Genomic DNA, 25,057 nt, shown 5'->3' on the forward strand with positions numbered 1-25,057 from the left:
ATGTGGAAGGGTTTTGTCGCAGGACTGGTGGTTGCCAATGCGTTTGAGTGGGTTGCACATAAATATATTTTGCATGGAACACACCGTGCTGGAAAGCCACGCTATAGCCCCGTGCCTGACAGCATGAAATCGCATTGGGAGCATCACCGAGAAGTACGGAAAACCACGTTTCACGATCATGGTTATGTTGAAGGTTGGAGCAATTGGCGCACTAAAAATGAAATCGTGTCACTTGCTGTCGTGGCGGGTGTGTTTGGGACCTTATTTTATCCTGTTTCCAAAGGCATGACTTTGTCTGTGTTGTACAGTGCAGGAAATTATTATTATATCCACCGCCGTGCGCACTTAGAGCCAGACTGGGCAATGCGTAAGATTCCTTGGCATTATGATCATCATATGAACTCCAATCAGGATGCCAACTGGTGTGTGACCAAGCCGTGGTTTGATTATATTTTAGGAACGCGGGTCATTTCCTCGCTGGATTTGCAAGAGCAAAATCCGCTAGGTATTGCTTTACCCCAAGCGGTGTCGAATAAGCTCACCCAGTGGGTCAATCAGGTCTTCCCTGCAAAATGGGTTAAGGCACCTGAAGCGATTCCACTGAACTCAGCGCAGACGACTGAAACGGTTGCAGGATAACGGAATAGGGTATTTTGTCGTGATTTGTCAATAATATTGGTATATATTGTCAATATTTCGTCATTTGAACATTCTATAGTAAAGCTGTTGATGAGGTGAAATCATCTCATGAGCACTAGTACGTCATTTTTCATTTTCCAGTTTAACAAGTCAATGTTGTAGTTATTCTAGGTTTATAGGGAGTCGCAAGACTCCCTTTTTTTATCTCAAAAATTGAGAGCATAATTGCGGTCAAGATCCAGCGAGCATTCTAAGCTTTAACATCTACTGCATAATAGAGGCACTGGCTGTGCCTGAGTACAGCGTAACTGAGCCTTTTAATTCGTCTGCTTTTTAAAGTCGGTTAAAATATAGCGATCCATTTCATCGGTATAGTCCGGGGAAAACTGAAAGCAAACATGCTCGTTGATGTTTAAGGTTTTGAGATCAGGGAAGCTTTGTCTGGCACGCGGACTATTGCTAAATAAAAAAGCTTCTTGATCACTCTGAAAGTAAAACACTTTTTCAGTGCTGATATTGTGCCGTCGGTAATGGGTGACCTCTGACCATTGTGTAAAAATACCACAAGCCCGAATTTGATCAGGTGCAATCAGCGCTTTTTCATAATACTGTTTAAACTGATATTTGCAGAAGCTGATATAGCTACACAGGCATAAACCGAGGAGTAGCAATACAGCCAGCATACCGAAAGGGCGGTCAACATATTTCTTCATCAAAAGAATGAAAACAAAACAGATCAATAGACCACAAATAAATAAGATTAGTTCTAAGTGATACATTTTTTCTCATCTTTAAAATGATAAAAAGAGTACTCGAAAGCACTCTTTTCATAGGTTTTACGGTGATGGTCTGTTTATAGACGCATTTCGATGCCTTGCTCTGCAAGGTATTTTTTCGCTTCAGGAATGGTGTGTTGTCCAAAGTGGAAAATCGATGCAGCCAGTACAGCGTCTGCGCCACCTTTTAAAATACCATCGGCCAAGTGTTGTAAGTTACCGACACCGCCCGAAGCAATGGTTGGAATGGTCACGCGGTCATTGATTTGACGCATCAGCTCAAGGTCATAACCTGCTTTGGTGCCATCGGCATCCATCGAAGTAATCAGCAGTTCACCTGCACCAAAGTCGGCCATTTTCACGGACCATTCAATCGCATCAATACCGGTTGGTTTACGGCCGCCATGGGTAAAAATTTCCCATTTGTTCTCGCCCGTTTTTTTTGCATCAATGGCAACCACAATACACTGTGCACCAAAGCGTTGCGATGCTTCTTGTACAAATTCTGGGTTAAACACCGCTGCTGAGTTAATGCTGACTTTGTCCGCGCCAGCATTGAGTAAGAGACGAATGTCTTCAACTTTGCGAACGCCACCACCGACCGTTAAGGGAACAAAAACCGTTTCAGCCATACGTTCAACAGTACGATAAGTCGTGTCGCGACCATTCGAAGTTGCGGTAATGTCTAAGAAGGTAATTTCATCAGCACCTTGTTCGTTATATCGACGTGCTACTTCTACTGGGTCACCTGCATCACGAATATCAAGGAATTGAACACCTTTCACTACACGACCGTTGTCTACGTCGAGGCAAGGAATAATACGTTTAGCTAGCATAATTTTTTCCAAAAATAACAGCCGATTATGAAACTTCGCGACTTAGATGCTACACCTTAATAGTCGGAGCGGGTATTCTATCAAACTTATGTAAGTTTTTTTGCAGGTTTTATATGTCGGTTTATACCACTTTGACTTTACAGGAAGTTCAGGCGTTTGCAGCACCTTATGGACTTGAGGTAATCGATCTGATCCCAATTCAAGGCGGTATTCAAAATACGAACTATTTTATTGTGTGTGAAAATGCTGTGCAGTATGTATTGACTGTATTTGAAGAAATGGATGAACAGGGCGCAGGCGAGTTGGTTCCTGTACTTGAGCATTTAGGTCAGGCTGGTTTAGCGGTTCCTGTACCTTTAAGTCACTCAGGCAAAGCCATTCATAGTTTAAAAGATAAACCTGCGCAAATTGCCCCACGGATGATGGGCAAACATCCCATGCCTGCGACCCTTGAGCAAGCCGAGGCGATTGCGGTTGCGCAAGCGCAAATGCATGTCGCACTGCAAGATTTTCCATTGGAGCGTGCAGAATACCGTGACCATGACTACTGGCTTGCTGTAGCGTTACAAATGAAACCGACATTAAGTGAGGCGGATCAAGCGCTGCTGAGTAAGTTGTTGGGGGTATATGATGCATTATCGGCGGTTTATCCGAATCGTCCAAAGGGCTTTATCCACTCGGATTTATTCCGTGACAACACTTTGTTTGAGGGCAATCAGCTCAAAGGCATTTTAGACTTTTATGAACTGAATAAAGATGAGTTCTTGTTTGATATTGCGATTACGCTAAATGACTTCTGTACCGAATATCCAAGTGTGCATTTAAATGAAGACAAGGCCATCGCATTCTTAAACGCCTATGAAAGCATTCGTCCTTTGACTGCCGATGAAAAATCTTGTCTAGAGCTGTATCTGGCAATGGCCGCTGCGCGTTTTTGGATGATGCGTCTACAAGTGGCACAAAAAAATGCAGAACAAGGCCGTACGGGGGATGACATTTTGCAGAAAAATCCTGCCGAAATGCGTAATATGGTGATTGACCGCCTAAAATTTGTAACTGCTTAAATAGGAAAGAAAAATGCGTGACCAAGGACGACTCGTTGAATGGTTTGATGAAAAAGGCTATGGCTTTATTCAGCCCAACGATGACAGCAAAGATCGCGTGTTTTTACATATCAAGGACTTTGCACGGCAAGGTCCTCGTCCTATTTTAGGCTGTGCATTGGAATACAACGTGCTTGTGGATGCGCAAGGGCGTTATCGTGCACAGCAAGTCAGTTATTTAAAAGCATCACAAACCCAAAAGAGCCCTACCCAAAAAGTCTTCCCGAAAAAGACCGAACCGGGTCAACGTTGGAGTCCAATGCAAATTGCGTCGGTAGCATACATCGTGTTTTTGGCGCTATTGGTACTCCTGGGGCGTTTGAGTGGATTGGTGCTGCTGTTGATTAGTGTGATGAATGCCGCCAGTTATTGGTTCTATGCACAAGATAAAGAGGCTGCACAAAATGGGCAGCGCCGTGTACCTGAAAATACATTACATCTCCTTTCATTTTTAGGGGGATGGCCTGCAGCATGGTTAGCGCAGCAAAAGCTACGACATAAAACACAAAAACAACCCTTTAGAAAGATTTACTTTTGTACAATTCTATTCAATATTCTTTTAATTTTATGGCTTATTTCTCCTTTCAATAGTTTGCCTATTTAAAGTTCAAGCCCACTTCATGAGGGACAATATGAATTATTCAGTCGATCAAGATCCGAATCGTAGTCTGACTTTTATTCTTTATATTTTGTATATCGTTGCGATTTTTTCCGCAGGCATTTTAGCCATTATTGCTTTAGTGATTAATTATGTGAAGCGTGGCTCTGTGCGTGGTTCCATTTTTGAGAGCCATTTTACTTGGCAGATTCGCACCTTTTGGTGGTATTTGATTTGGAACGTGATTGCCTTTGTGCCATTTATTTTCTTATTCTTTACGGGTGAAAATGCCACCGCTTTCGCAGGTGTCGCACTCGGTGCTTCAACATTCTGCGTGTCTGTGATTGGGTTGTCATGGGTGTGGATTGTATATCGTGCCATTAAAGGCATTATTCGTTTAAATGACAATCAACCGATGTATCAATAACAAGTGATGGGATTTAAAAAAGGGCGGTGTGCCCTTTTTTTAGGTCTGTATCTTTTGGGATGAGATTTATGCACCGAGATGAACCAAGCTGATGCAGCAGTGTCTCTATTTTTGCGCAGGCTTTTAAAAAGTACCTTACTAAATTGAGTTTCAAACTTTACTTTTTTATATTAATAACTTTACTTTTTTAATATTTATAACTTACATTTTTATTGATAAGTAATTACTTTTTTAATAATTATAATTTACATTTTTAATAAATTAACATTACATTAATGTACATTTATTTATATGAATAAATGCGTAGAGAATATTATTAAAAAATAGCCTTTTTTGACTAAGCGTAGAATCTTCCGCGACGACGTTTTAGCCCCAAAACATGGATGGCGCGAACCAAAACTGCATAAGAAACAGAATAGCCAAAGTGTTGTTCAAAAAGTGGAACTAAATCGCTAATATTCTGAAATTTTGTATTTTTAACAAATACTTGAAATTCATTCCAGTCTTTAATATGGCTAGGTGCTCCACGATTTTTCGCTGCTTTTGGAGACAAGCTACCTGTTTCCTCTTCGAGCTTAATCCATGCGTCTAAGGTCACACGAGAGATGTTAAATTCCTTGCAAACGGCAACCTTATAATCCGTGAGTTTATAGCGTTGAATCGCTGCTTTTCGAGTTTCTAAATCGTACTTTGGCATTTAATTCAATATTTTTAAAATAGCGAAGCTGTTATTATATGGCATAGTTGTTGCAAAAACCAAAATCACTAGATTAAAAAATGAAAAATGGTGATTTCGGTGAAAAATGCAGATTTTTCTTTAAAGAAAATGTCACTATGGCAAGTGGTCATTATTGGTGTGGCCTATATGACCCCGATGGTCGTGTTTGATACCTTTGGGATTGTGTCTGGGATCACCGATGGGCGTGTGCCATTGGCTTATATTTTGGCGTTGGTTGCAATGTTACTGACCGCATTTAGTTATGCACGTTTTAGCCGAATCAGTGGTGACTCAGGTTCTGCCTATAACTACACGGCACAGTCGTGTGGAGCCAAAGCCGGCTTTTTTGTCGGCTGGTGTTCACTGCTAGATTATATTTTGTTGCCTTTGGTGAATGCCTTACTGGCAAGTATTTACTTAGAAGCTGTGATTCCGAGTGTGCCGTATTGGCTATGGGTAGTTCTATTCACGGGTTTGGTTACGCTGATTAACTGTTTCCGAATCAACATTTTGGCGAATTTAAGTCTGTTGTTTGTACTTTTACCCTTACTGCTGATGGTTTTATTTATCTATCTAGTCATTCAAGGCGTGGGTTCTGAACAAGGCTATGATCATGTACTGACTTTAGCCCCGCTGTTTAATGGAGACAGTTCTGTTTTGCCTTTGATTGCGGGTGCATCGATTTTATGTTTTTCATTTTTGGGTTTTGATGCGGTCACGACCATGTCCCATGAAACCAAAGATCCCCAAAAGAATATTCCACGTGCCGTGCTGCTTACCACGTTGCTCGGGGGCGGGATTTTTATTAGTGCCTCATGGTTTATCCAGCTGTATTTTCCAAGCAATGTGCGTTTTAACAACCCTGACGAAGCCTTACCTGAAATTGTCCTCTATGTGGGGGGAGCACTTTTCCAAGCCGTATTTTTATGTGCCCAAATCATGAATACCTTCGCTTCAGGTTTAGCCACTCATGCCAGCGCTTCACGCTTAATTCATATTATGGCGAAGGATGGCATTTTCCCCAAAGCAACCTTTGGGCAGCTCCATGCAAAATTAGGTACGCCACTTTATGCCGTCTTAAGTATTGGCCTGATTTCGCTATCGGCCATTTTTCTAGATCTTGCGACTGTGGTCAGCATGATTAGCTTCGGTGCTTTGATTGCCTTTACTGCGGTGAATTTCTCGGTTTTTGTGAAGTTCTATCTGTTGGAAAAACAAACCCAAGGCATTAAAAACAAATGCCTCAATTTGATTCTTCCCTTGTTATCTGTATTGGTGATGCTTTGCCTCTGGGTCAATTTAGAACGAAATGCATTGATTTTTGGTTGCTCTTGGTTGGCGATAGGCATTGGTCTATTTATTTATAAGAAATTGAAAAGACAAAACATTGTGATTGGAAATGCATATTAAAACCTGCATGAAAATGAGATAGATATTGAGTGTGAATGAAATGAATATGAATAAACCGACATTTTTAGATGACGTTGAATACAAAGCCTGTTCTGCGGCACAAAGTGGTAAAGAGTGGAATTGGTTGAACCCGCAGTGTGGTGCGTTTAGTCATCCAGCCAATTACTACGAAAGTTCAATGCATGTATGGCATGAGTTTGAGCCTTTAAATGCAGATATCGAATGTGACGTGGTCGTTATAGGCGGTGGCTTACTGGGAGCATCGGCTGCACTGCATTTGTCGGAGCAGGGTGTCGATACGGTCTTGGTTGAAAAAAACCGAGTGGGCAGTGCTGCCTCAGGGCGTAATGGTGGGCAACTCACCCCGGGGTTGGCACGTTGGGAAGCCGAAACCATGATTGAGCACTTCAGCTTTGAAGAGGCTAAAAAGTTATGGCACTTTACCTCAACGGAAGCCATGACTTTGATAGATGACATTACTGAAAAATATGGCTTAGATGTGCAACGTAAACGTGGACATCTAACGGCCGCAGTACACCCAGGACATTTAGATGCACTGCATGAAGGGATGAAAGCACGTCAGTATTTAGATGAAAAAAATACCTCAATGTTGACCCAAGACGAATTACGTGAGCATGTGCAATCCGACAACTATTTTGGCGGTCAGTTGGATCAACTTGGGGGACATATTCATCCTTTAGCCCTGACGCGTGGTTTGGCTTATGGCTTTTGTCAAAACGGCGGCACGATTTATGAACAGACGGAAGTACAGTCAATTCAGGAGCGTACAGATGGTATTTATGTGACCACAGCCCAAGGCGTGATTAAAGCACGTAAAAGTGTGGTGATGGGCGTACATCATGCCTCATTTAAACTCTTAGAAGAACGCAATCAAACCACCATTCCTTTTTATACTTATGTGTGTACCACTGCGCCTTTAGCATTGGATTTGAAAGAACTGCTGCCGACGGATCTGCCTGTATACGATACCCAGTTTCAAATTGACTACTACCGCGGGGTTTCTAAAAATCGATTGTTATTTGGCGGTGAAGGCACGGGTTCGTGTTGGAGTCCTGAACAAACGCATGACTATTTGCTAGGGCGTATTCAACACGTATTTCCTCAGTTAGAGCAAGTCCAGCTTGATTTTGTGTGGAGTGGCACGACAGATTTAACCGTTAATGGTGCCGCGGATAGTCGCAAATTTGGCAGCCAATACCCAATCTATGCTGTTCAGGGTTGGAGTGGACATGGTGTTGCGCAAACGGTGCGTATTGGTAAAGCCATTGCCGATGATTTCTGCGGTGAAAGTGATGACTTTAATATGTTGACCCGTATTCAACATCAGAACATTCCTTTTGGTCGTGCACTGGCGCCGTTGGTCATTCCAATAGCCAAAAGCATGTATGGAATTGGAGCAATGATTAATCCGGGCAAGATGGTGTCATTCTAACCACCTGACCATACTGCTGAATTGGTGACCATTGATCACTCGATTCAGCAGTTTTTTCGTTTCGGAGATCGGCTAAAGTTGTTCGAGGTTCTTTTTCGACTTCAGCAGTTTCGGTTTCCATTCACTGATCATAATGCCAAACACCACCAAAAGCCCGCCCAACAAAGCCAGTGGTGCTAAGCGTTCTCCTGCAAGACGCCCAAACAGTGCTGCCCATACAGGCTCTCCTGCGTAAATAATCGCTGCTTGAGATGGATTGACTGAGCGCTGTGCCCAATTCATTACATATTGAATCACGGCACTGGCAAGCCCCAAGCCGAGTGCAATACTCAGTAAAGGCCATGAAAAGTCTGGAATGCGGTGTTCACCTGCCAATGGCATGGCTGCAAAGGCGAGCACAGAGGCAACTGCCAGTTGAATGACCGTCACTCGACCAATGTCGACTGTTGGGGCAAAATAACCAATTAGGATAATTTCCATCGCTATAGCAATTGCACCGAGTAGGGTTAAGGTCTGGCCAAAGTTCAGTGAAATTGAATTCAGGCTATTGCCTGTAAGTAAGACTAAGCCCATGAACGCACAGAGCGCACCAATCCAAATCATAAAATGGGGCACTTTACGAAAGATTAACCATAATAGTACGGGTACTAGGGGTACATACAGTGCAGTTAAAAAGGCAGACTCACTGCTACTGACTGTTTGTAGTCCGACCGTTTGTGTGCCATAGCCAATAGTGACCATACAGCCAATGAGTGCACCTGCCCACAAGTCCTGTCGGGTAATGTGTTTTAAATGTTGATAGGAAAATAAGCCAATAATTGTCGCGGCGCAGGCGAAACGACAGCCCACAAAGAACATGGGGGCGCTGTAATTTAAGGCGTATTTCACGGCCAAGAAGGTACCGCCCCAAATAAAGGTAATTAAAATCAGTGCAATGACAGGTGCTTTAGAGCCGAGCTGAGTATTCAACATAAAAGAATTGGTGTGCAATATATTGCACATAGCTTGTCATGCTTTGTTTTTATGTGCAATATATTGCTCAATGTTTTTTTGATTTATCTCTATGAAGTCTCCTGCGGTACTACAACACGTCAGTCAAAATGTGCGTCATTATCGAAGTTTAAAAGGCTTGAGCCAGCAACAACTGGCGGATTTGGCTGGTTTAAGCCGTCGTATGGTGGCTGGAGTTGAATCAGGGCAGGACAATATTAGTTTGGCGAAACTCAGCTTGATTGCCGATGTGCTTGAGGTCGATTTTGTACAGATTATTGCTGCGCCTGAACAGCAAGGGCAAGCGGTGGTCAATATTTTGGCTTGGCAGGGTACACAAGCACACAGTGAAGCAAAATTAATGGCCTCGGCGGCAGCAACACAAAAAGTTGAACTGTGGACATGGGTACTTGCCCCAAATGAGCACTATAGTGCAGAACCCGACCCAGTCGGTTGGCGTGAGATGCTCTATGTGATGGAGGGGGAGTTAACTTTGGATTTGGCGGGTGACATGAAAGTCTTAGGTGTAGGTGAGTCGATTGTGTTTTCGAGTGCCATCGAATACCAATATATCAACCGTGGAACTGTACCGTTAAAGTTTATTCGTAATGCAATTTATTAAGAAGCAGATCTTAAAAACTGATATTTAGCGCATAAAAAAGAGGTCAAAAGACCTCTTTTTTAAATTCAACAATTAGAGTGATTGTTCATCTAACAGCAATTGTGCTTCACGTAGGTTTAAACTGCCTTCGTAAATCGCACGACCGGTAATTGCACCCAAAATACCAGGTTGACCTTTGAGGTTACGTACGTCATCAAGGTTGGTCACACCACCTGATGCAATCACAGGTAGGCCAGAGTATTGTGCCAGTTGAACAGTTTGCTCAACATTGACCCCTTGCATCATCCCGTCACGCGCAATGTCGGTATAGACAATGCTCGATACGCCCGCATCGGCAAAACGTTTGGCCAAATCGGTTGCTTTCACATCGGTCACATTGGCCCAACCATCGGTGGCCACCATGCCATTCATGGCATCGATGCCGACAATGATATGACCTGCAAATTTCTTACAAGCTTCTTCAACAAACTCAGGGGCTTGAACTGCCTTGGTGCCAATAATGACAAAAGACACACCTGCTTCTAAGTAGTGTTCGATAGTTTCTAGTGAGCGAATACCACCGCCAATTTGAATTGGCAGTTCAGGTTGCGCGCGAGCAATGGCTTCAACCACAGGTTTATGAATTGGCGTACCAGCGAAAGCACCATTTAAATCGACCAAATGTAAGCGACGCGCGCCTTCATTTACCCAGTGCTGTGCAGTTGCAACAGGATCATCAGAAAAAACCGTATCGTCTTCCATACGACCTTGTTTTAAACGAACACATTTGCCATCTTTCAGGTCAATTGCAGGGATGATCAGCATGCTTTCGCTCCTAGCCAAATCTTAAATAAAATCAATGTCCGTCATCTTAGCAAAGTATTGGCAATTTTCTAAGCATCTGTTACAGCTTTTCATGACGACAAGGTTTTGTTGTTTTTTCTAATTCTTTGGAAATATCTTTTGGGAGTCGCTCTAAACGCCGCAATTCTTCAAAAACCAACAGCGCCGCATAGGCATCGGCAGCGGCATAGTCAACTTGTTCAGGCGTGAGCATTTTCCTTGCCCAATTTGAAGTGCTGACTTTTTTGCTTTTGGGGAAGTTGAGTTGAAACAGCAGGGCGATGGCATTTTTAATGCCGACAGGGTTGGTCAAACCAAAGCTTGCAAAGCATTTTGACAGCTCAACCACACCCTTGAGTTCAAAACCCTTTTTACGGAACAGATGGGCATCATTTTTTAGACCAAAACCCACTTTGAGCTGGTCTGGATTCGCCAAAAATGGTGCAAGGAAGCTCCAAATGGGTGGACTCATTTGAAACAAATAAGCATGCTCGATGCTGGCCAGTTGAATTAAATGCGGACCCGTGGAGACTTCTCCCACTTGAAAGGTCGGTTTGGACTCGCTGTCAAAACCGAAGATGGAAACCTGTTCTAGTTCAGCGCGGATTGCTTCACACTGTTCTAAGTTTTGAATGACATGAATTGCTTGTTTTGGCAAATTTTGAAAACGAGGAAATTGTTGAATTTCGACTTTACTGGGAAGGATGTGTTGAAAAGAAGAATCCATCATGCTTTGACTATGCCATTGTTGCTTAAGCCTAAAGCTTTTAGGTTGATTTAGCAAAACAGCCGACCTAGGCAGGCTGTTTTGCACAGGTGATTTTAGGACATAAAACCAGCCGCAATACCGCCGATAATTGCTAAAACGAAAATCACGATGTAAATCCATGCCAAAACGGCTTCCCAGCCTGCGGTTGGGCGTGGTGAGCCATAGCTGTTGCTACGATCATCGCCTGGTGCGAAAATCAGGTAAAGCATTAAGATCACGTTGGCAAGAGGCACCAGCATCAACAGTGATAACCATCCCGTATGGTTGCGGTCATGTAGGCGACGAATAGTAAATACAAAAGTGAAGTACATGAGCGCAACATAGATCAGGACGATAAAAATCATGCCGCCACCGAAGTTACCTGTTTCCAAGTTCACAAATGTATTAGGAAAGATGGCGATGAAAATACCAAGAATAATTGACGCTACAATGGCAAGTAGACAGTTCCATGCTAGGTATGAAAAACGTCCGAAACGACCTGCGGCATTCAGCGCAGATTCTTGTGCATATTGAGTCATAGTGACTTACCTTATCGTTGTAAATTAAGTTTTTTATAAATAAAAATGTCTAAAAAGCAGGCAAATCATAATCAAATTTGGTGACAATGAAAAGGTATTGTAATTATTTGGTGTGTAGTAGTGTACTGTAAAACAAAAACTTTCTATTAATATTAGATTAGAACATTGAATTAGTACCCGATCACTAGAATTCCTTTTAATGGAAGAATAATACGCTGTGAGGTGTAAAGCGTATCTAAAAATTGATAGACCTTTTGAAAATCATCTGATTGGCGGTAAGTATTTCGTACAGCTAAAACTAGATAGTCGATATTAACCATCATACTGGCTTGGAATATATCTTTTAAAAACTGGTTATTGACGACTGCACGTCCAGCTTCAACTTCAATAACGATTTTTTGCTCGAAGTGAATGGCATCGGCTAAGAAACTTTTAGAAGCTTGGTTGTTATAACCGAATAGGACTGGAACGGGGATTTTATCTTCGGCAGATTTACTTTTTTCAACTTTGAATCCAATTTTTTCAAGTCCATTTGCAATAGTAAGAAGAACTTCATTGCTGGAAAGTTGATGTGTTTGTGAACTTATACCAGTAATGTGCTGTTTAAAGACTTCAGTAATCTCTAAAAGTTTTGGTGCTGTTGGGTAAGAGCGAGGAAAGCATTGGAATTGGAGCATTTGTCATACATTTCTAAACTGTTATTGGTTGATAATAAGAGAAAAGCTCAACCGAAGTTGAGCTTTTTCAATCAAACAGAGGCTGGAATAAATTAAATTTTCCATTCCACAAAGTTTTTCAGCAGTTGTAAACCTGCGGTATGACTTTTTTCAGGGTGGAACTGGGTCGCAAACAAATTTTCTTGATGAATGGCTGTGCAGAACTCTAAACCGTAGTCACAGGTCGCCGCCACAATGCCAGAGTTCTTCGGTTCAACATAAAAGCTGTGCACGAAGTAAAAACGTGCATCTTGCTCAATGTCTTTCCACATTGGATGACTCGGATCGGCTTGATGAACTTGGTTCCAACCCATATGGGGTACTTTCAAGCCGTCTACATCAGGAAAGCGTTTCACACTGCCTTCAAAAATACCGAGAGCATCCACTCCGCCATTTTCTTCAGAGCGTTGCATGAGCGCTTGCATACCCACACAAATCGCTAATACGGGCTTATTAAATGCCGCATGACGAACGACTTCATCAATCCCTGCTTCATGCATGCCTTGCATACAGTCACGCATAGCACCTACGCCAGGGAATACAATTTTATCAGCTTGAGCCACTAATTTGGGGTCATTGGTTACATCGACTGTTGCACCAACATGCTCAAGCGCTTTTGCTGCTGAGTGTAGGTTACCCATACCATAGTCAAGAAGGGCAATACGGGTCATTACAAACTACCTTTGGTTGAAGCAATGGTGTTGGTTGCACGTGGGTCAATTTCACAGGCCATACGAAGTGCACGCGCAAATGCTTTGAACACACTTTCAATTTGGTGGTGGCTATTTTTCCCTTTCAGGTTATCAATGTGTACTGTCATGAGCGCATGGTTCACAAAGCCTTGGAAAAACTCAGAGAAAAGATCCACATCAAAACGACCAATCATGGCACGGGTAAATGGAATATCCATAAACAAACCCGGACGGCCCGATAAGTCCACCACAGCACGGCTTAAAGATTCATCTAACGGTGCATAAAAATGACCATAACGACGTAAACCTTTTTTGTCACCTAAAGCTTTAGCAAAAGCCTGTCCAAGCGTGATACCACAGTCTTCAACCGTGTGGTGATCATCAATTTCCAAGTCGCCATCACATTCAATATCAATATCAAATAAGCCATGTCGCTTGATTTGATCAACCATATGATCTAAAAAGGGAATACCTGTGTTGAGCGTGCCTTGACCCGTACCATCGAGGTTTACACGAACTCGAATTTTGGTTTCGTTGGTATTTCTTACCACTTCACTGATACGTTCTGTCATAGACACGTTCCTCAAAGACGTCAAATAATTGATGTAAAATGTTTCGCCGTAACGAAGTCACCGCATATTAGATTGCTCAGGAGGGTTTATCAATGCCTATTACCGTACACGCTTATACTTCACTGGAAAAAGAAGAGTTGCGCAGCCAGCTAGAGCGACTGTACGACACCAGTCCTGAATTTGGCGATGGGCATGATGCCGTAGAACAACTTGAGCAAAATCTAGCTCAGTATACCTTACTTTACACCGCAGAATTTAATACTAAAGTCATTGGCGCCATTTGGTGTAGTGGGCAGGGTGAAAATAAAACCTTAGAATACATCGTAGTACATCCTGCTAACCGTGGACGAGGGGTTGCGGAGCGGCTGGTTGAAGAAGTCTGTCGTATGGAAGAAGCCAAAGGTGTGAAAGTGTTCGAGCCGGGCTGTGGTGCGATTCATCGTTGCTTAGAGCACATTGGTAAAATTTAAGCTTTTTTAAAGCAGTCTTTGGGCTGCTTTTTTCATGAATAGTGATGGTGACGTGCTTTAAGTGCAAAGAATGACTCAAAAAATGTACGAAGGGTGCTGGGTTTGCTGTAAAAGTAAACACTCAACTGATTTTTTTGAAAACGGACTTGACGCTGCTTCGCTTAAACTGTTTAATACGCGACATCGGCGTGATAGCTCAGTAGGTAGAGCAACGGATTGAAAATCCGTGTGTCCCCAGTTCGATCCTGGGTCTCGCCACCATATTCAAAATCTTATTTAAAGATTTCAATCCCTGATCCCATCAGGGATTTTTTTTGCCTGAAATTTATTCGATCAAATAAAAAAGTGATGATTTTTATTGACTATTCATCCGAGATACGGCTTAATACACGGCATCGGCGTGATAGCTCAGTAGGTAGAGCAACGGATTGAAAATCCGTGTGTCCCCAGTTCGATCCTGGGTCTCGCCACCATATTCAAAAAAGTCTCAAACAATGTTTGGGGCTTTTTTTTGTCTCATGAAAAGTAGGATTGTATAAGATGTTGGACAACATCATGCTTTGGCTCTTGGAGAATGTGCTAATTTTGAGTCAAAAATAAGACTGAGAATGGCTTATGAAAGACCGCTTTTCATCGGGAAGTCAGCTTTATCAACTCGCACGTCCGAGTTATCCAGCGAGTTTGATTCAAGAAATACTCAAGCATGTAGTAACTCCTCAATTTGCGTGGGACTGTGGTGCAGGATCGGGGCAATTAACTCAATTGTTGGCGCCGCATTTTGATGCCGTGGTGGCGACAGATATCAGTGTGCATCAGTTACAACATGCACCTTATTTTGAAAATGTTAGTTATCAAGTTCAGTCTGCAGAGCACACCAGTTTTGCCGAGCAGAGTTTTGATTTAATCACGGTGGCTCAAGCCATTCATTGGTTTAACTTTGATAGCTTTTATGCAGAAGTGCGGCGGACTTTACGACCTGAAGGCATTTTGGCGGTCATTGGCTATGGTTTAATTCAGCTGCAGCAACCTGAGTTACAGGGTTGTATTGAGCGACTTTATTTTAAGACTTTGAAAGGCTATTGGGATGCCGAACGTCGTTATATCGACGAGGCCTATCAAACCATTCCTTTTCCCTTTGAGGAAATAGCGACGCCTGAATTGTCGATGTCGTTTCAATGGTCTGCTGCTCAATTGTTGGATTATTTAAATACATGGTCTGCACTGAAACATTATCGAGCGAAAAATTCAGATGACCCCTTATATGAGTTCAAAGCATTCTTTGCCGTTGATGATTATGCGAACCAAGTCTTTGCGCTTAAATTTCCAATTTTTTTAAGATTGGGCCGTCTACCTGTATCGGCGCATTGAGTGTCTAAGCTTAATCGGCAATCAGACGTTTACCGAAGCACACGACTTCGATTTCCTCATAACCCAGTTGCTCATAGAAGCTTTGCACGTCGATGTTTTCTTTACGTACAAGCAGTTGTAGTTTGGGACAGCCTAACGCAATCAGGCGCTTCTCAAGCTGCTGTATAAGTGCGGTTGCGACCCCATTGCGTTGAAAGTGCGGATGTACTGCCAAATAATTAATCCAGCCGCGATGGCCATCATAACCACCCATCAATGTGGCGATGAGTTGTTCATCTTTAACGGCCAGTAAAAATAAACCATCTTTTTGCGCAGTTTTTCTAAAAATATCAATTTCAGGGTTGTTCCAAGGGCGAGTGAGGTCGCACACCTCCCAAAGTGCAATGACGTCTTCTAAATCTGTTTCGAGATAGGGGCGAATAATGAACATGAGCTTGGCATTTTTATTTTTTGGATGCCTTTAGATTAATTGAGTTTTTTTATTTTGATAAGTGTTTTATTGCACTTTTCATCAGACATAAAAAAAACGCCCAAGAGGGCGCTTTTTTTAAACTTTAAATTAAGCAGATTTTGCTTCTGCTTGAACAGGAAGCATGTGGCCTGTTTCTTCAAAGTTAGAATGCCAAGACAACGCTTCACGTAGAAGGTGAGGTGTATGACCACCTTTTGCACATGAACGATCGAAGTAGTCGTTTAATGCATCACGATACAGTGGGTGTGCACAGTTGTCGATAATCGCACGAGCACGTTCACGCGGTGCTAAACCACGCAGGTCAGCCAAACCTTGTTCAGTCACAAGAATGTCAACATCGTGTTCAGCATGGTCGATGTGCGACGCAAACGGTACGATTGAAGAGATGTCGCCACCTTTCGCAATTGATTTGGTTACGAAGATCGCCAAGTGTGCATTACGTGCGAAGTCACCTGAACCACCGATACCATTCATCATTTTCGTACCGCAAACGTGAGTTGAGTTTACGTTACCGTAAATATCAAATTCAAGCGCAGTATTGATGCCGATAATACCTAAACGACGAACCAATTCAGGGTGGTTCGAAATTTCTTGCGGACGTAAAACCAATTTATCTTTGTACGCTTCAAGGTTATTAAATACTTTCTCGCCGTATTTTGCAGAAAGGGTAATTGATGAACCTGAAGCAAACTTCATTTTACCTGCATCGATCAATTCGAAAGTACAGTCTTGCAACACTTCTGAGTACATCACGAGGTCTTCGAAGTTCGAATCTTTAAGGCCTGTGAGTACAGCATTGGCAATTGAGCCAATCCCTGCTTGTAATGGGCCTAAGTTTTTCGGTAGACGCTCTTCAGCTACTTCTTTTTCAAAGAATGCGATTAAGTGGTCTGCAATGCCTTGAGTTTCATCATCTGGCGCAGTTACCGTTGATGGAGAGTCGTGCAAGTCGTTGTTGATGACGATACCGACGATTTTTGCAGGATCGATATTGATCGCGTGCGTACCAATACGCTCATCCACTTGAGTCAATGGAATCGGTTGACGTGTCGGACGGTAAGTTGGGATGTAAATATCGTGTAAGCCTTCAAATGCAGGGCTTAAGTTGGTGTTGATTTCAACAATCACTTTTTCTGCGAAAATTGCAAAACTTGCAGAGTTACCTACCGACGTTGTTGGAATGATGCCGCCATCTTCAGTAATCGCAACTGCTTCAATGATCGCTACATCTGGCTTTTTCAACTGAAGGTTACGCATTTGCTCAACAGTTTCAGATAAGTGTTGGTCAATGAACATCACTTCGCCATTGTTGATAGCTTTACGTAAAGTGTTGTCCACTTGGAACGGTAAACGACGTGCCAATACACCCGCTTCAGTCAATTGCTTGTCTAGGTCATTACCTAAAGAAGCACCAGTAATTAATGTGATTTTTAAAGGATTTGTGTGTGCACGTTTAACCAATGCCAAAGGTACAGCTTTCGCTTCGCCAGCACGAGTGAAGCCACTCATACCTACAGTCATGCCATCTTCAATAAAAGCAGACGCTTCTTCTGCACTGATGACTTTATCGTGAAGTGAAGCTAAACGGATACGATCTAAAGACATGGTTTACTCTCGTTAATATTCTGGATCTGGCACCGATTGTACCGATCAAGAACGACATTGTGCATACCTGTTAGGCTAAGGTCTAATTTTTTGAAAAAATGTGGGTATAAGGGATTCTGATGGTTTATAAGTGTTTGAAATATATTTGGTAAAATTAAATTGTTGAATAGTTGAACAAAATCGTTTGATCAACTATTGTACAAAGTTTAGAAATGCTCAACCAAGGTTTGCTTTAATTTTTCGAGTGGGTTGCTGCTGGAAATTTCAACATCTTGATTGTGATGAAGAGGCAGCGAAATAATTGCTTCAAGTCCGCCTTGTTCCCGATTATGAATGCTGAGTTGACCTTGGTGAATGTCAACAATGCGTTTCACAATGGCGAGACCTAAACCACTGCCTTGGACTGTTCTGGCTTCATTGCCACGAACAAAAGGCTGCATAAGTTCTTCAATTTGATCGTCAGGAATACCTTCTCCATGGTCTGCTACGCTAATTAAAATATGTTCATTTTCCACTGTTGCGGAAAGTTCAATCGGCTCAGCACCGTAGCGTTTTGAATTATTAATCAAGTTACCAATCAGGCGTTTAAGAGACAGACTACGTGCCTGAATAATCGGTAATTCAGCAGGTTCAAAACGAATATCCAGCGGTTTGAATTGCACCACCAATTCTTGTAACAGCATATTTAAATCGGTGTCTTGGATTTCCTCATCCGAGCCGTCACGCATATAGGAAATGAACTGATTTAAGATCGCGTCCATATCTTCAACGTCATAAATCAGCCCTTCTTTTAAAAAATCATCATCGGGCATCATTTCTGCACTGAGTCGAATACGGGTCAGTGGGGTGCGTAAGTCATGTGAAATCCCTGCCAGCATAATCCGGCGGTCACGTTCAGTCTGATCAAGGGTGTAAATCATGTGATTAAACGCTTGGTTGACCTCGCGAATTTCTTGAGGGCCGTGATTGGTCTCTAAATAAGGCGCTGTGCCTGTTTTACTATAACTGTTGGCAGCATTTTGCAGACGACGCAGTGGGCGATTGAGCTGTCGAACCAAGGTTAAAATAATGGCTGCTGCAATCAAGGGGACGCCAAGTAGCCAGCCGAAAATTAGCTCAGGGCTGTAGTTGGCATAAGTTTTCAGTGGTTCTCGGACCCAGTTGCCGTTCATTTCAGGAGTTTGAATCCAAATACGCGGACTGGGCTTAAACTGGAAATACACCGTGGCATGTTCGACTTTTAATTCTTTGGCCAGCTTAGCTTCAATTTGGTTGGTAAAGAACTCGGCAATCACCTTATCTTTGACATTAGGATATTCTTTGGGATCGGTGACGTATTCAATCCCGACGCGGCTTCTTAACCAGTCATCGACATCGACTTCAGTATTTTGATGATAAATCCGTAAATCGGGGTTGTTGAGAATTTCTATTTCAACAGCAAGATAGCGAGCATGTTGCTGGATTTCTGGAAGATATAGAGTTCGCCAAAAGAACCACAAAGACATAAATAAACTGAAAAATACAATGAAGAGTACCAGTACGGTGGTGCGCATGGCAGCAGAACGCGGCTTGATTTTATCTAAAAAGCGTTCCCAACGCGTGCGTTTCCGTTCTGAATACGCTTCGTAATCTGTAAATTTTTGAGGGTCGATGGGTTCGAGTTTCACGTGATTTCCTGTTTCTATGTAAGAGACATAGTTCAATGGTGACAGGTATGCGATACGCGAAAAGTCATCTGCAATTGTTCGAGGCAGGAGGTCTGGGTGTTATAAAGTTTCTGCGAGCATGATGTTGAAATGCAGAAATATGCCGAGTTTTGCAGATGACAATGGTTTTGCTTACTTTTGTCGAAACAAAAGTAAGGCGAACCGCAGGTTAATCGATAAAGTTGAGCTTAATTTTAGGACTCCGTCGTGCTGATTATTGCTACTCAGCTTAAAAAGACCGAAGCCGTATTTTTTAGTTTTGAATTATTCCGCGCCATCTGGAACAAATACATAACCCACACCCCAAACCGTTTGGATATAACGCGCACGCGCAGGGTTTTCTTCTACAAGACGACGAAGGCGCGATACTTGGACATCAATCGAACGTTCCATTGCACCCCATTCACGGCCACGCGCAAGGTTCATCAATTTGTCGCGAGTCAAAGGCTCACGTGGATGTTGTACCAAGGCTTTCAGTACCGCAAACTCACCTGTAGTTAGGGTCACGACTTGACCTTCACGCGTTAGGGTACGTGTAGATAAATCAAGTGACCATGGCCCAAAGCTGACCACTTCCATTTGTTGGCTTGGTGCGCCTGGAACTTCACGGACTTGGCGGCGCAGTACGGCGCGAATACGTGCTAACAACTCATTTGGATTAAATGGTTTCGGTAAATAGTCATCTGCACCCGCTTCTAGACCTGCAATACGGTCTGAGTCACTGCCACGTGCGGTGAGCATAATAATAGGCGTATCTATATTGGATTGACGTAGACGACGACAGATGCTTAAACCATCTTCAACAGGGAGCATGAAGTCGAGCACAATCAGTGAAAACAGTTCGCGTTGTAAGAGACGATCCATTTGGGTTGCGTCATGCGCTGTTTTCACCACAAAGCCTTTATCTTCTAAAAAGCGTTGGAGTAGCGTACGTAAACGCACATCGTCATCTACCACTAAAATGCGTTCAACGCGATCTGCGTCGCTATGTACAGCATCTGTTTTTTCAGCAGGTACAACTAAACTCATTGAAGTGCTCCTTTATTCTTTATTGTCATCGTAAACAAAAGTCGGGATAGTCTTGAGTATACGACTCATTTGTATGTCTTTACTATGCTCTAAAGCAACAAATATTGCAGGTAAAATCAAGACATAGATACCAAATGTATACATCTTAGCCCATAGAAAAAAATGGCAAAGAATACCTAAAAATAAGATTTAACACTGAAAATGAGATGGATTTATGAAATTTGCCTGAAATATGTCACATTTAAGCCATTAAATTAATAAAAACAGTTGTGGATTTTATAGTCTTGGTCTTTATAATCATGGCTTTTAGTACATATCCTTGTGGGATCACATACGATGACTGACTTAGTTCAGCAGTTGGCAAAAGAAATTGCCGTACGTCCAAATCAAATCGAGGCTGCCATCAAGTTGATTGATGAAGGTGCTAGCGTTCCATTTATTGCGCGTTACCGTAAAGAAGTCACGCAAGGCTTAGATGATGCGCAGTTACGTCAGCTCGATACACGTTTGGCTTATTTACGTGACTTATTTGAACGTCGCGACAAGGTAATCGAATCATTAAAAGAACAAGACAAATTGTCTGATGATTTATTGGCACGTGTAAATGCTGCTGAAACTAAAAATGCCTTAGAAGAAATTTACGCACCGTACCGTCCAAAACGGACCAGTAAATCATTTAAAGCCAAAGAAGCAGGCTTAGGTCCGATTGCAGAGAAAATCTTTGCAGAAGCGGTTGATCCAGCTGAAGCATTGGCAGGCTTTAGCCATGAAGATTACCCAGATCTAGAAAGTCAGTTGGATGCGATTCAACATATTCTAATTGATGATTGGGCGCAGAACATTGCACTGACCACTGAACTTAAGGCCACGTTTGCAAAAACGGCCACTTTAAAAAGTTTAGTGGCAAGTGATGAAAAAAAAGAAGTTGGCAAAAAATTCCGCGATTACTTCGACTTTTCTGAAAATTTAAATAAAGTCCCGTCACATCGTTTATTGGCTATGTTACGTGGTCGTCAAGAAAACGTTTTAGGTTTAAAAGTTGATGGTGAAGATGATGCACCATTGGCGCGTATTGAAACAGAATACAGCCTTGACACTGCACAGCCGCAAGCACGTCAAGATTACTTAAAACAAACGGCTAAATTGTTCTGGTTAGGCAAGGTTCGTCCAAGCATCGAACATTCGTTGCTCACCGAAAAACGTCTTGCAGCTGAATCTGAAGCAATGGATGTTTTCGCTGAAAACTTACGTCATTTGTTGTTGTCTGCGCCTGCGGGTGCACGTACAACGTTGGGTGTAGACCCTGGAATCCGTACAGGGGTGAAATTGGCTGTGGTGAATGCATCGGGTGATGTACTTACACATAGCACGATTTATCCATTTGCACCCAAAGATGATAAAGCGGGTTCAATTGCAGAACTTGCCCGTTTATGCCGCGAGTTTAATGTTGACCTGATTGCCATTGGCAATGGTACAGCAAGCCGTGAAACAGAAAGCGTTGTGGCTGAAATGATGGCTGCAAACAGTGATTTAAAACTGACACGTGTTTCTGTATCAGAAGCGGGTGCATCGGTTTATTCAGCATCTGAATTGGCTTCTGCGGAGTTACCAGAGTTAGATGTGTCGATTCGTGGTGCAGTGTCGATTGCACGTCGTTTACAAGACCCATTGGCTGAACTGGTGAAAATCGATCCAAAATCGATTGGTGTAGGTCAGTACCAACATGATGTGAACCAAACTGGTTTAGCGAAAACCCTTGAAGCAGTTGTTGAAGACTGTGTGAACTCAGTGGGTGTGGATGTTAATACTGCATCATCTGCTATCTTGGGTTATATCGCAGGTTTGAATAAGTCGATTGCACAGCAAATTGTCGATTTTCGTAAAGAAAATGGCCGTTTCGACAACCGCCAAGATTTGAAAAAAGTACCGCGGTTAGGCGAGCGTACTTTTGAACAAGCGGCAGGTTTCTTACGTATTCAAGATGGTTCAGAGCCACTGGATGCTTCTGCTGTTCACCCAGAGTCTTATGCGCTGGTGGGTAAAATTGTTGAAGCGAAAGCGACGACAGTGAAAGATATCATTGGTAACTCTGAAATCATTCGCCAAGTGAATGCTGAAGAATTTGCAGATGAGAAATTTGGTTTACCAACTATTCAAGATGTACTGTCTGAACTGGAAAAACCAGGTCGTGATCCGCGTCCAGAGTTCCGTACAGCAAAATTCCGTGAAGACATTACGGAAGTTGCGCAACTGACTGAAGGCATGCAGCTTGAAGGCGTCGTGACCAATGTGACGAACTTCGGTGCTTTTGTGGATGTGGGTGTACACCAAGATGGTTTAGTCCATATTTCAGAATTGGCCAATGAATTCGTTGCAGATCCGCATAAAGTGGTAAAGCCGGGGCAAATTGTGCAAGTACGTGTACTCACTGTAGATGCTGAGCGTAATCGTGTGAATTTGTCGATGCGCCCTGAAGGTGCTGAAGCGCCTAAAGCTCCGCGTCAACCACGTCGTGAAAATACAGAGCGTAGTGAACGTAAACCACAAGGTAAACGTCCACAACAAGCACGTTTGCAAGGCGAGCGTGCTCAAACAAACAAGAAGCCGCAAACGGCTAAACCTCAAGAAAATAAAATTGGTGGTTTAGGTGCATTGTTACTTCAAGCAGGGATTAAAGGTTCGAAATAATCTTTAAGATTTGAATAAAAAAAACCTCCCAAGTGGGAGGTTTTTTTATGGTTACTTTTATCCGTTGATGATGGGCACGATCCAACTGGTGATAATCAGCATAATGCCAAAGTGCCCAAGCTTTCGGCAAACTTTGACAAAAGTTGGAGCGGGTTGTTCTAGTCGAGTGGCATAATCTTTGAGGCTTATGGCTTGGGTGCTGCGGCTATGCCACAGGAAAACAGCAAGATCGATACAGATTAGAATCGTCCCGACATTGGCCACGATATCCATCATCACATAATCTTGTAAATACAGGCTCCTGCCTACTCGGTAGCAGAGATAAATCGCAAAAGCGATACACACATATTGCAGTACGAAAGTAAAAGCGCGCATAAATTCACAAAATAAAAAAAGACGGCTGTTTATAACACAAAAAGTAGAAGGGTCACGTCGTCTTTATCTTTTGTCCACAAAAAAAGTATGAGTCTTAACTGATTAGGCTTTGTGCAATTAGGCTGGAAAAAATGGAGACTAAACCTATTTTTGAAAAAATATTACAATACATGCTTGATGATTGTGAGGTTGGCTTATTTTTTGTTTCTAGCGAGTATATTTCACTCGTCAGTGGGGTAGGCTGTTGAGATGCGCGTTGGCTCTTAAAGCCAAATTCGAGTAAGATCATCAGCAAACCACCATGAATCAGCACTTGCCAGATTGAAATATGAGAGAGGGTGAGTTCTGTATACAGATTAAAAGCAGTGATTGCAGCAAAGATGAAGCAAAAAAGCTTGAATAAATAAAGTGCCTGCATTTCTTTTCCCCTTTTATTGTTGCTCTTATGGTGGACTTTTTTTCTTAAGCGAATATTAAGAACTATAAAAGAGTTGCGAAAAATTTAGCTACCCAACCTTTAATCAAAGGTTGGGTAAATTGTAAGAAAACTTACCAATGTTCACCTGGGAACAAGCGTGCATACGCTTTTTGTACCCAGTTGAGTTTTTGCGGTTCACCTACTGACGCAGTGGAACTTGGGAATAAGTTATAACCAATCGACATCAGCTTATTGTTGATATCTGGTGCAATTGAATAAGTGATCGATGCCAAACGACCTAAGTTGGTTGCGACTTTCTTCGGACGCTTCACAATCGCATAAGCAACCAGATCTGCTGCCTGTTCAGGCGAAAGGGTAGGAACGTATTTATAAATTTTTGTTGGCGCAATCATCGGGGTGCGTACCAAAGGCATATAAACCGAAGTAATCGCAATTTTATGTGAATGCACTTCGGCAGAAAGACAGCGACTGAATGCATCTAGTGCCGCTTTAGACGCCACATAGGCTGAGAAACGAGTGGCATTTGCCAATACGCCAATCGAGCTAATGTTAATAATATGCCCATCACGACGAATCATCATTTGTGGCAGGATGTTCATGACTAAACGTACCGCACCAAAGTAGTTAAGCTGCATGGTGCGTTCAAAGTCGTGGAAGCGTTCCGCTGACTCATGTACAGCACGGCGGATCGAACGACCTGCGTTATTAATTAAAATATCAATATGATCGACTGAAGCTAAAATCTGCTTAGAAACTTCATCAATCGAGTCTAAATCATTTAGGTCACATGGAAAAACAGAGGCTGAACCCCCTTTGGCTTCGATTTCTGCTTTAACTTCTTCTAATGTTTCTTTGGTGCGCGAAACTAAAAGGACGTGTGCTCCTGCGTCAGCCAGTTTGTGTGCAACGGTTAAACCAATACCACTTGAAGCGCCTGTAATTAAGACGGTTTTTCCATTTACGCGTTCTTTAAAAAGTCTATCTATTCTTGAATTCACGTTATCATTCCTGATCTAAGTCAAATATTTGAGGGTTATGGCTGTTTTTGTATTCGATTATTTAGGCTGCATTTTCGGAGAAATGTAGCGGCTTTCCTTCACGGTATAATACCTAAACTGCTTAAAAATATCACGGCATAAGTTATTGAAATAATAAATAATTTTAGAGCAAAAACTCTATTTTATTGGTTCTAATGACTTGTTTTTACCACGAATTCAAGCGAAGTGAAAGGGCTATAAATATAA

The 25,057-nt window shown here is 42.5% G+C and carries 26 protein-coding genes and 2 tRNA genes; 12 read left to right on the forward strand and 16 right to left on the reverse strand.

The annotated features are described in order from the left end of the window. Entirely contained in the window at positions 1-639 is a 639-nt protein-coding gene (locus JZ787_RS06830; protein ID WP_346311994.1) for a hypothetical protein, read from the forward strand. Between the two features lie 317 nt (positions 640-956). Here JZ787_RS06830 and JZ787_RS06835 read toward each other — a convergent pair whose 3' ends face one another. Next, a complete protein-coding gene (locus tag JZ787_RS06835) occupies positions 957-1,418 on the reverse strand; it encodes a hypothetical protein (protein ID WP_346311995.1) in 462 nt (153 codons plus the stop codon). 74 nt (positions 1,419-1,492) lie between these two features. Beyond that, complete coding sequence (hisF, locus tag JZ787_RS06840; protein ID WP_207778907.1) at positions 1,493-2,254, reverse strand: imidazole glycerol phosphate synthase subunit HisF; 762 nt, start codon at positions 2,252-2,254, stop codon at positions 1,493-1,495. Positions 2,255-2,364: 110 nt separating this feature from the next. Between hisF and JZ787_RS06845 the strand changes: the two genes are divergently transcribed. The 3 genes from JZ787_RS06845 to JZ787_RS06855 are packed head-to-tail and all read left to right on the forward strand — an operon-like array spanning position 2,365 to position 4,379. Further along, entirely contained in the window at positions 2,365-3,315 is a 951-nt protein-coding gene (locus JZ787_RS06845; protein ID WP_346311996.1) for a homoserine kinase, read from the forward strand. Between the two features lie 13 nt (positions 3,316-3,328). After that, positions 3,329-3,958, forward strand: a complete 630-nt coding sequence (locus JZ787_RS06850) for a DUF1294 domain-containing protein (protein WP_346311997.1) — start codon at positions 3,329-3,331, stop codon at positions 3,956-3,958. 28 nt (positions 3,959-3,986) lie between these two features. Next, a complete protein-coding gene (locus JZ787_RS06855; protein WP_004691561.1) occupies positions 3,987-4,379 on the forward strand; it encodes a hypothetical protein in 393 nt (130 codons plus the stop codon). A 337-nt stretch (positions 4,380-4,716) separates the two neighbouring features. On the opposite strand, the gene JZ787_RS06860 is transcribed toward JZ787_RS06855, so the two are convergent. After that, entirely contained in the window at positions 4,717-5,076 is a 360-nt protein-coding gene (locus JZ787_RS06860; protein WP_234964948.1) for a helix-turn-helix domain-containing protein, read from the reverse strand. Between the two features lie 99 nt (positions 5,077-5,175). Here JZ787_RS06860 and JZ787_RS06865 point away from each other — a divergent pair, with 99 nt between their 5' ends. Further along, positions 5,176-6,507: an APC family permease gene (locus JZ787_RS06865; protein ID WP_171065371.1), complete on the forward strand. Its 1,332-nt coding sequence runs from the start codon at positions 5,176-5,178 to the stop codon at positions 6,505-6,507. Positions 6,508-6,547: 40 nt separating this feature from the next. Then, positions 6,548-7,960 (forward strand): FAD-dependent oxidoreductase, encoded by a 1,413-nt coding sequence (locus JZ787_RS06870; protein ID WP_346311998.1) that lies wholly within the window; start codon positions 6,548-6,550, stop codon positions 7,958-7,960. A 72-nt stretch (positions 7,961-8,032) separates the two neighbouring features. Here JZ787_RS06870 and JZ787_RS06875 read toward each other — a convergent pair whose 3' ends face one another. Beyond that, the gene (locus JZ787_RS06875) at positions 8,033-8,932 is read right to left on the reverse strand and encodes a DMT family transporter (protein WP_218288597.1); all 900 of its coding nucleotides are present in this window, start codon (positions 8,930-8,932) and stop codon (positions 8,033-8,035) included. Positions 8,933-9,023: 91 nt separating this feature from the next. On the opposite strand from JZ787_RS06875, the gene JZ787_RS06880 reads away from it, so the two are divergent. Further along, positions 9,024-9,572 carry an XRE family transcriptional regulator gene (locus tag JZ787_RS06880; RefSeq protein ID WP_184117962.1) on the forward strand — a complete coding sequence of 183 codons (549 nt, stop codon included), beginning with the start codon at positions 9,024-9,026 and terminating at the stop codon, positions 9,570-9,572. 72 nt (positions 9,573-9,644) lie between these two features. On the opposite strand, the gene hisA is transcribed toward JZ787_RS06880, so the two are convergent. The 6 genes from hisA to hisB form a co-directional block, all read right to left on the reverse strand. Beyond that, a complete protein-coding gene (gene hisA / locus JZ787_RS06885) occupies positions 9,645-10,376 on the reverse strand; it encodes a 1-(5-phosphoribosyl)-5-[(5-phosphoribosylamino)methylideneamino]imidazole-4-carboxamide isomerase (RefSeq protein WP_159128584.1) in 732 nt (243 codons plus the stop codon). Positions 10,377-10,455: 79 nt separating this feature from the next. After that, positions 10,456-11,124, reverse strand: coding sequence for a 3'-5' exonuclease (locus JZ787_RS06890; RefSeq protein WP_346311999.1), 669 nt, complete (start codon positions 11,122-11,124; stop codon positions 10,456-10,458). 92 nt (positions 11,125-11,216) lie between these two features. Then, complete coding sequence (locus JZ787_RS06895; protein WP_078389530.1) at positions 11,217-11,681, reverse strand: DUF805 domain-containing protein; 465 nt, start codon at positions 11,679-11,681, stop codon at positions 11,217-11,219. Positions 11,682-11,851: 170 nt separating this feature from the next. After that, positions 11,852-12,358, reverse strand: a complete 507-nt coding sequence (locus JZ787_RS06900) for a hypothetical protein (RefSeq protein WP_346312000.1) — start codon at positions 12,356-12,358, stop codon at positions 11,852-11,854. 92 nt (positions 12,359-12,450) lie between these two features. After that, entirely contained in the window at positions 12,451-13,068 is a 618-nt protein-coding gene (gene hisH / locus JZ787_RS06905) for an imidazole glycerol phosphate synthase subunit HisH (RefSeq protein WP_004691555.1), read from the reverse strand. Next, positions 13,068-13,661, reverse strand: a complete 594-nt coding sequence (hisB, locus tag JZ787_RS06910; RefSeq protein ID WP_058951612.1) for an imidazoleglycerol-phosphate dehydratase HisB — start codon at positions 13,659-13,661, stop codon at positions 13,068-13,070. Before hisB ends, hisH begins: the two co-directional genes overlap by 1 nt. 92 nt (positions 13,662-13,753) lie before the next feature. Between hisB and JZ787_RS06915 the strand changes: the two genes are divergently transcribed. The 4 genes from JZ787_RS06915 to JZ787_RS06930 all read left to right on the forward strand — a co-directional run bounded on the left by JZ787_RS06915 (position 13,754) and on the right by JZ787_RS06930 (position 15,499). Then, positions 13,754-14,131: a GNAT family N-acetyltransferase gene (locus JZ787_RS06915; RefSeq protein WP_004691552.1), complete on the forward strand. Its 378-nt coding sequence runs from the start codon at positions 13,754-13,756 to the stop codon at positions 14,129-14,131. Positions 14,132-14,316: 185 nt separating this feature from the next. Continuing rightward, a tRNA-Phe gene (locus JZ787_RS06920) sits at positions 14,317-14,392 on the forward strand. Positions 14,393-14,528: 136 nt separating this feature from the next. After that, positions 14,529-14,604: transfer RNA gene (locus JZ787_RS06925), tRNA-Phe, on the forward strand. A 142-nt stretch (positions 14,605-14,746) separates the two neighbouring features. Further along, positions 14,747-15,499: a class I SAM-dependent methyltransferase gene (locus JZ787_RS06930; RefSeq protein ID WP_168158684.1), complete on the forward strand. Its 753-nt coding sequence runs from the start codon at positions 14,747-14,749 to the stop codon at positions 15,497-15,499. 10 nt (positions 15,500-15,509) lie between these two features. On the opposite strand, the gene JZ787_RS06935 is transcribed toward JZ787_RS06930, so the two are convergent. The 4 genes from JZ787_RS06935 to ompR form a co-directional block, all read right to left on the reverse strand. Then, entirely contained in the window at positions 15,510-15,929 is a 420-nt protein-coding gene (locus JZ787_RS06935; RefSeq protein WP_004691549.1) for a GNAT family acetyltransferase, read from the reverse strand. Positions 15,930-16,058: 129 nt separating this feature from the next. Next, the gene (locus tag JZ787_RS06940; protein ID WP_004978127.1) at positions 16,059-17,576 is read right to left on the reverse strand and encodes an acetyl-CoA hydrolase/transferase family protein; all 1,518 of its coding nucleotides are present in this window, start codon (positions 17,574-17,576) and stop codon (positions 16,059-16,061) included. A 206-nt stretch (positions 17,577-17,782) separates the two neighbouring features. Next, positions 17,783-19,243, reverse strand: coding sequence for an ATP-binding protein (locus tag JZ787_RS06945; RefSeq protein ID WP_058870437.1), 1,461 nt, complete (start codon positions 19,241-19,243; stop codon positions 17,783-17,785). A gap of 303 nt (positions 19,244-19,546) precedes the next feature. Further along, entirely contained in the window at positions 19,547-20,311 is a 765-nt protein-coding gene (gene ompR / locus JZ787_RS06950) for a two-component system response regulator OmpR (RefSeq protein ID WP_004691545.1), read from the reverse strand. Between the two features lie 336 nt (positions 20,312-20,647). Here ompR and JZ787_RS06955 point away from each other — a divergent pair, with 336 nt between their 5' ends. Next, positions 20,648-22,999, forward strand: coding sequence for a Tex family protein (locus tag JZ787_RS06955; protein ID WP_346312001.1), 2,352 nt, complete (start codon positions 20,648-20,650; stop codon positions 22,997-22,999). Positions 23,000-23,056: 57 nt separating this feature from the next. Here the strand turns inward: JZ787_RS06955 and JZ787_RS06960 are convergent, their stop codons facing one another. Beyond that, positions 23,057-23,374: a hypothetical protein gene (locus JZ787_RS06960; protein ID WP_346312002.1), complete on the reverse strand. Its 318-nt coding sequence runs from the start codon at positions 23,372-23,374 to the stop codon at positions 23,057-23,059. Between the two features lie 549 nt (positions 23,375-23,923). Beyond that, positions 23,924-24,811, reverse strand: coding sequence for an SDR family NAD(P)-dependent oxidoreductase (locus tag JZ787_RS06965; protein ID WP_159152664.1), 888 nt, complete (start codon positions 24,809-24,811; stop codon positions 23,924-23,926). Positions 24,812-25,057: the final 246 nt, after the last annotated feature.

The sequence above is a fragment of the Acinetobacter sp. BWR-L5 genome (assembly GCF_039655985.1).
Lineage (GTDB): Bacteria > Pseudomonadota > Gammaproteobacteria > Pseudomonadales > Moraxellaceae > Acinetobacter > Acinetobacter johnsonii.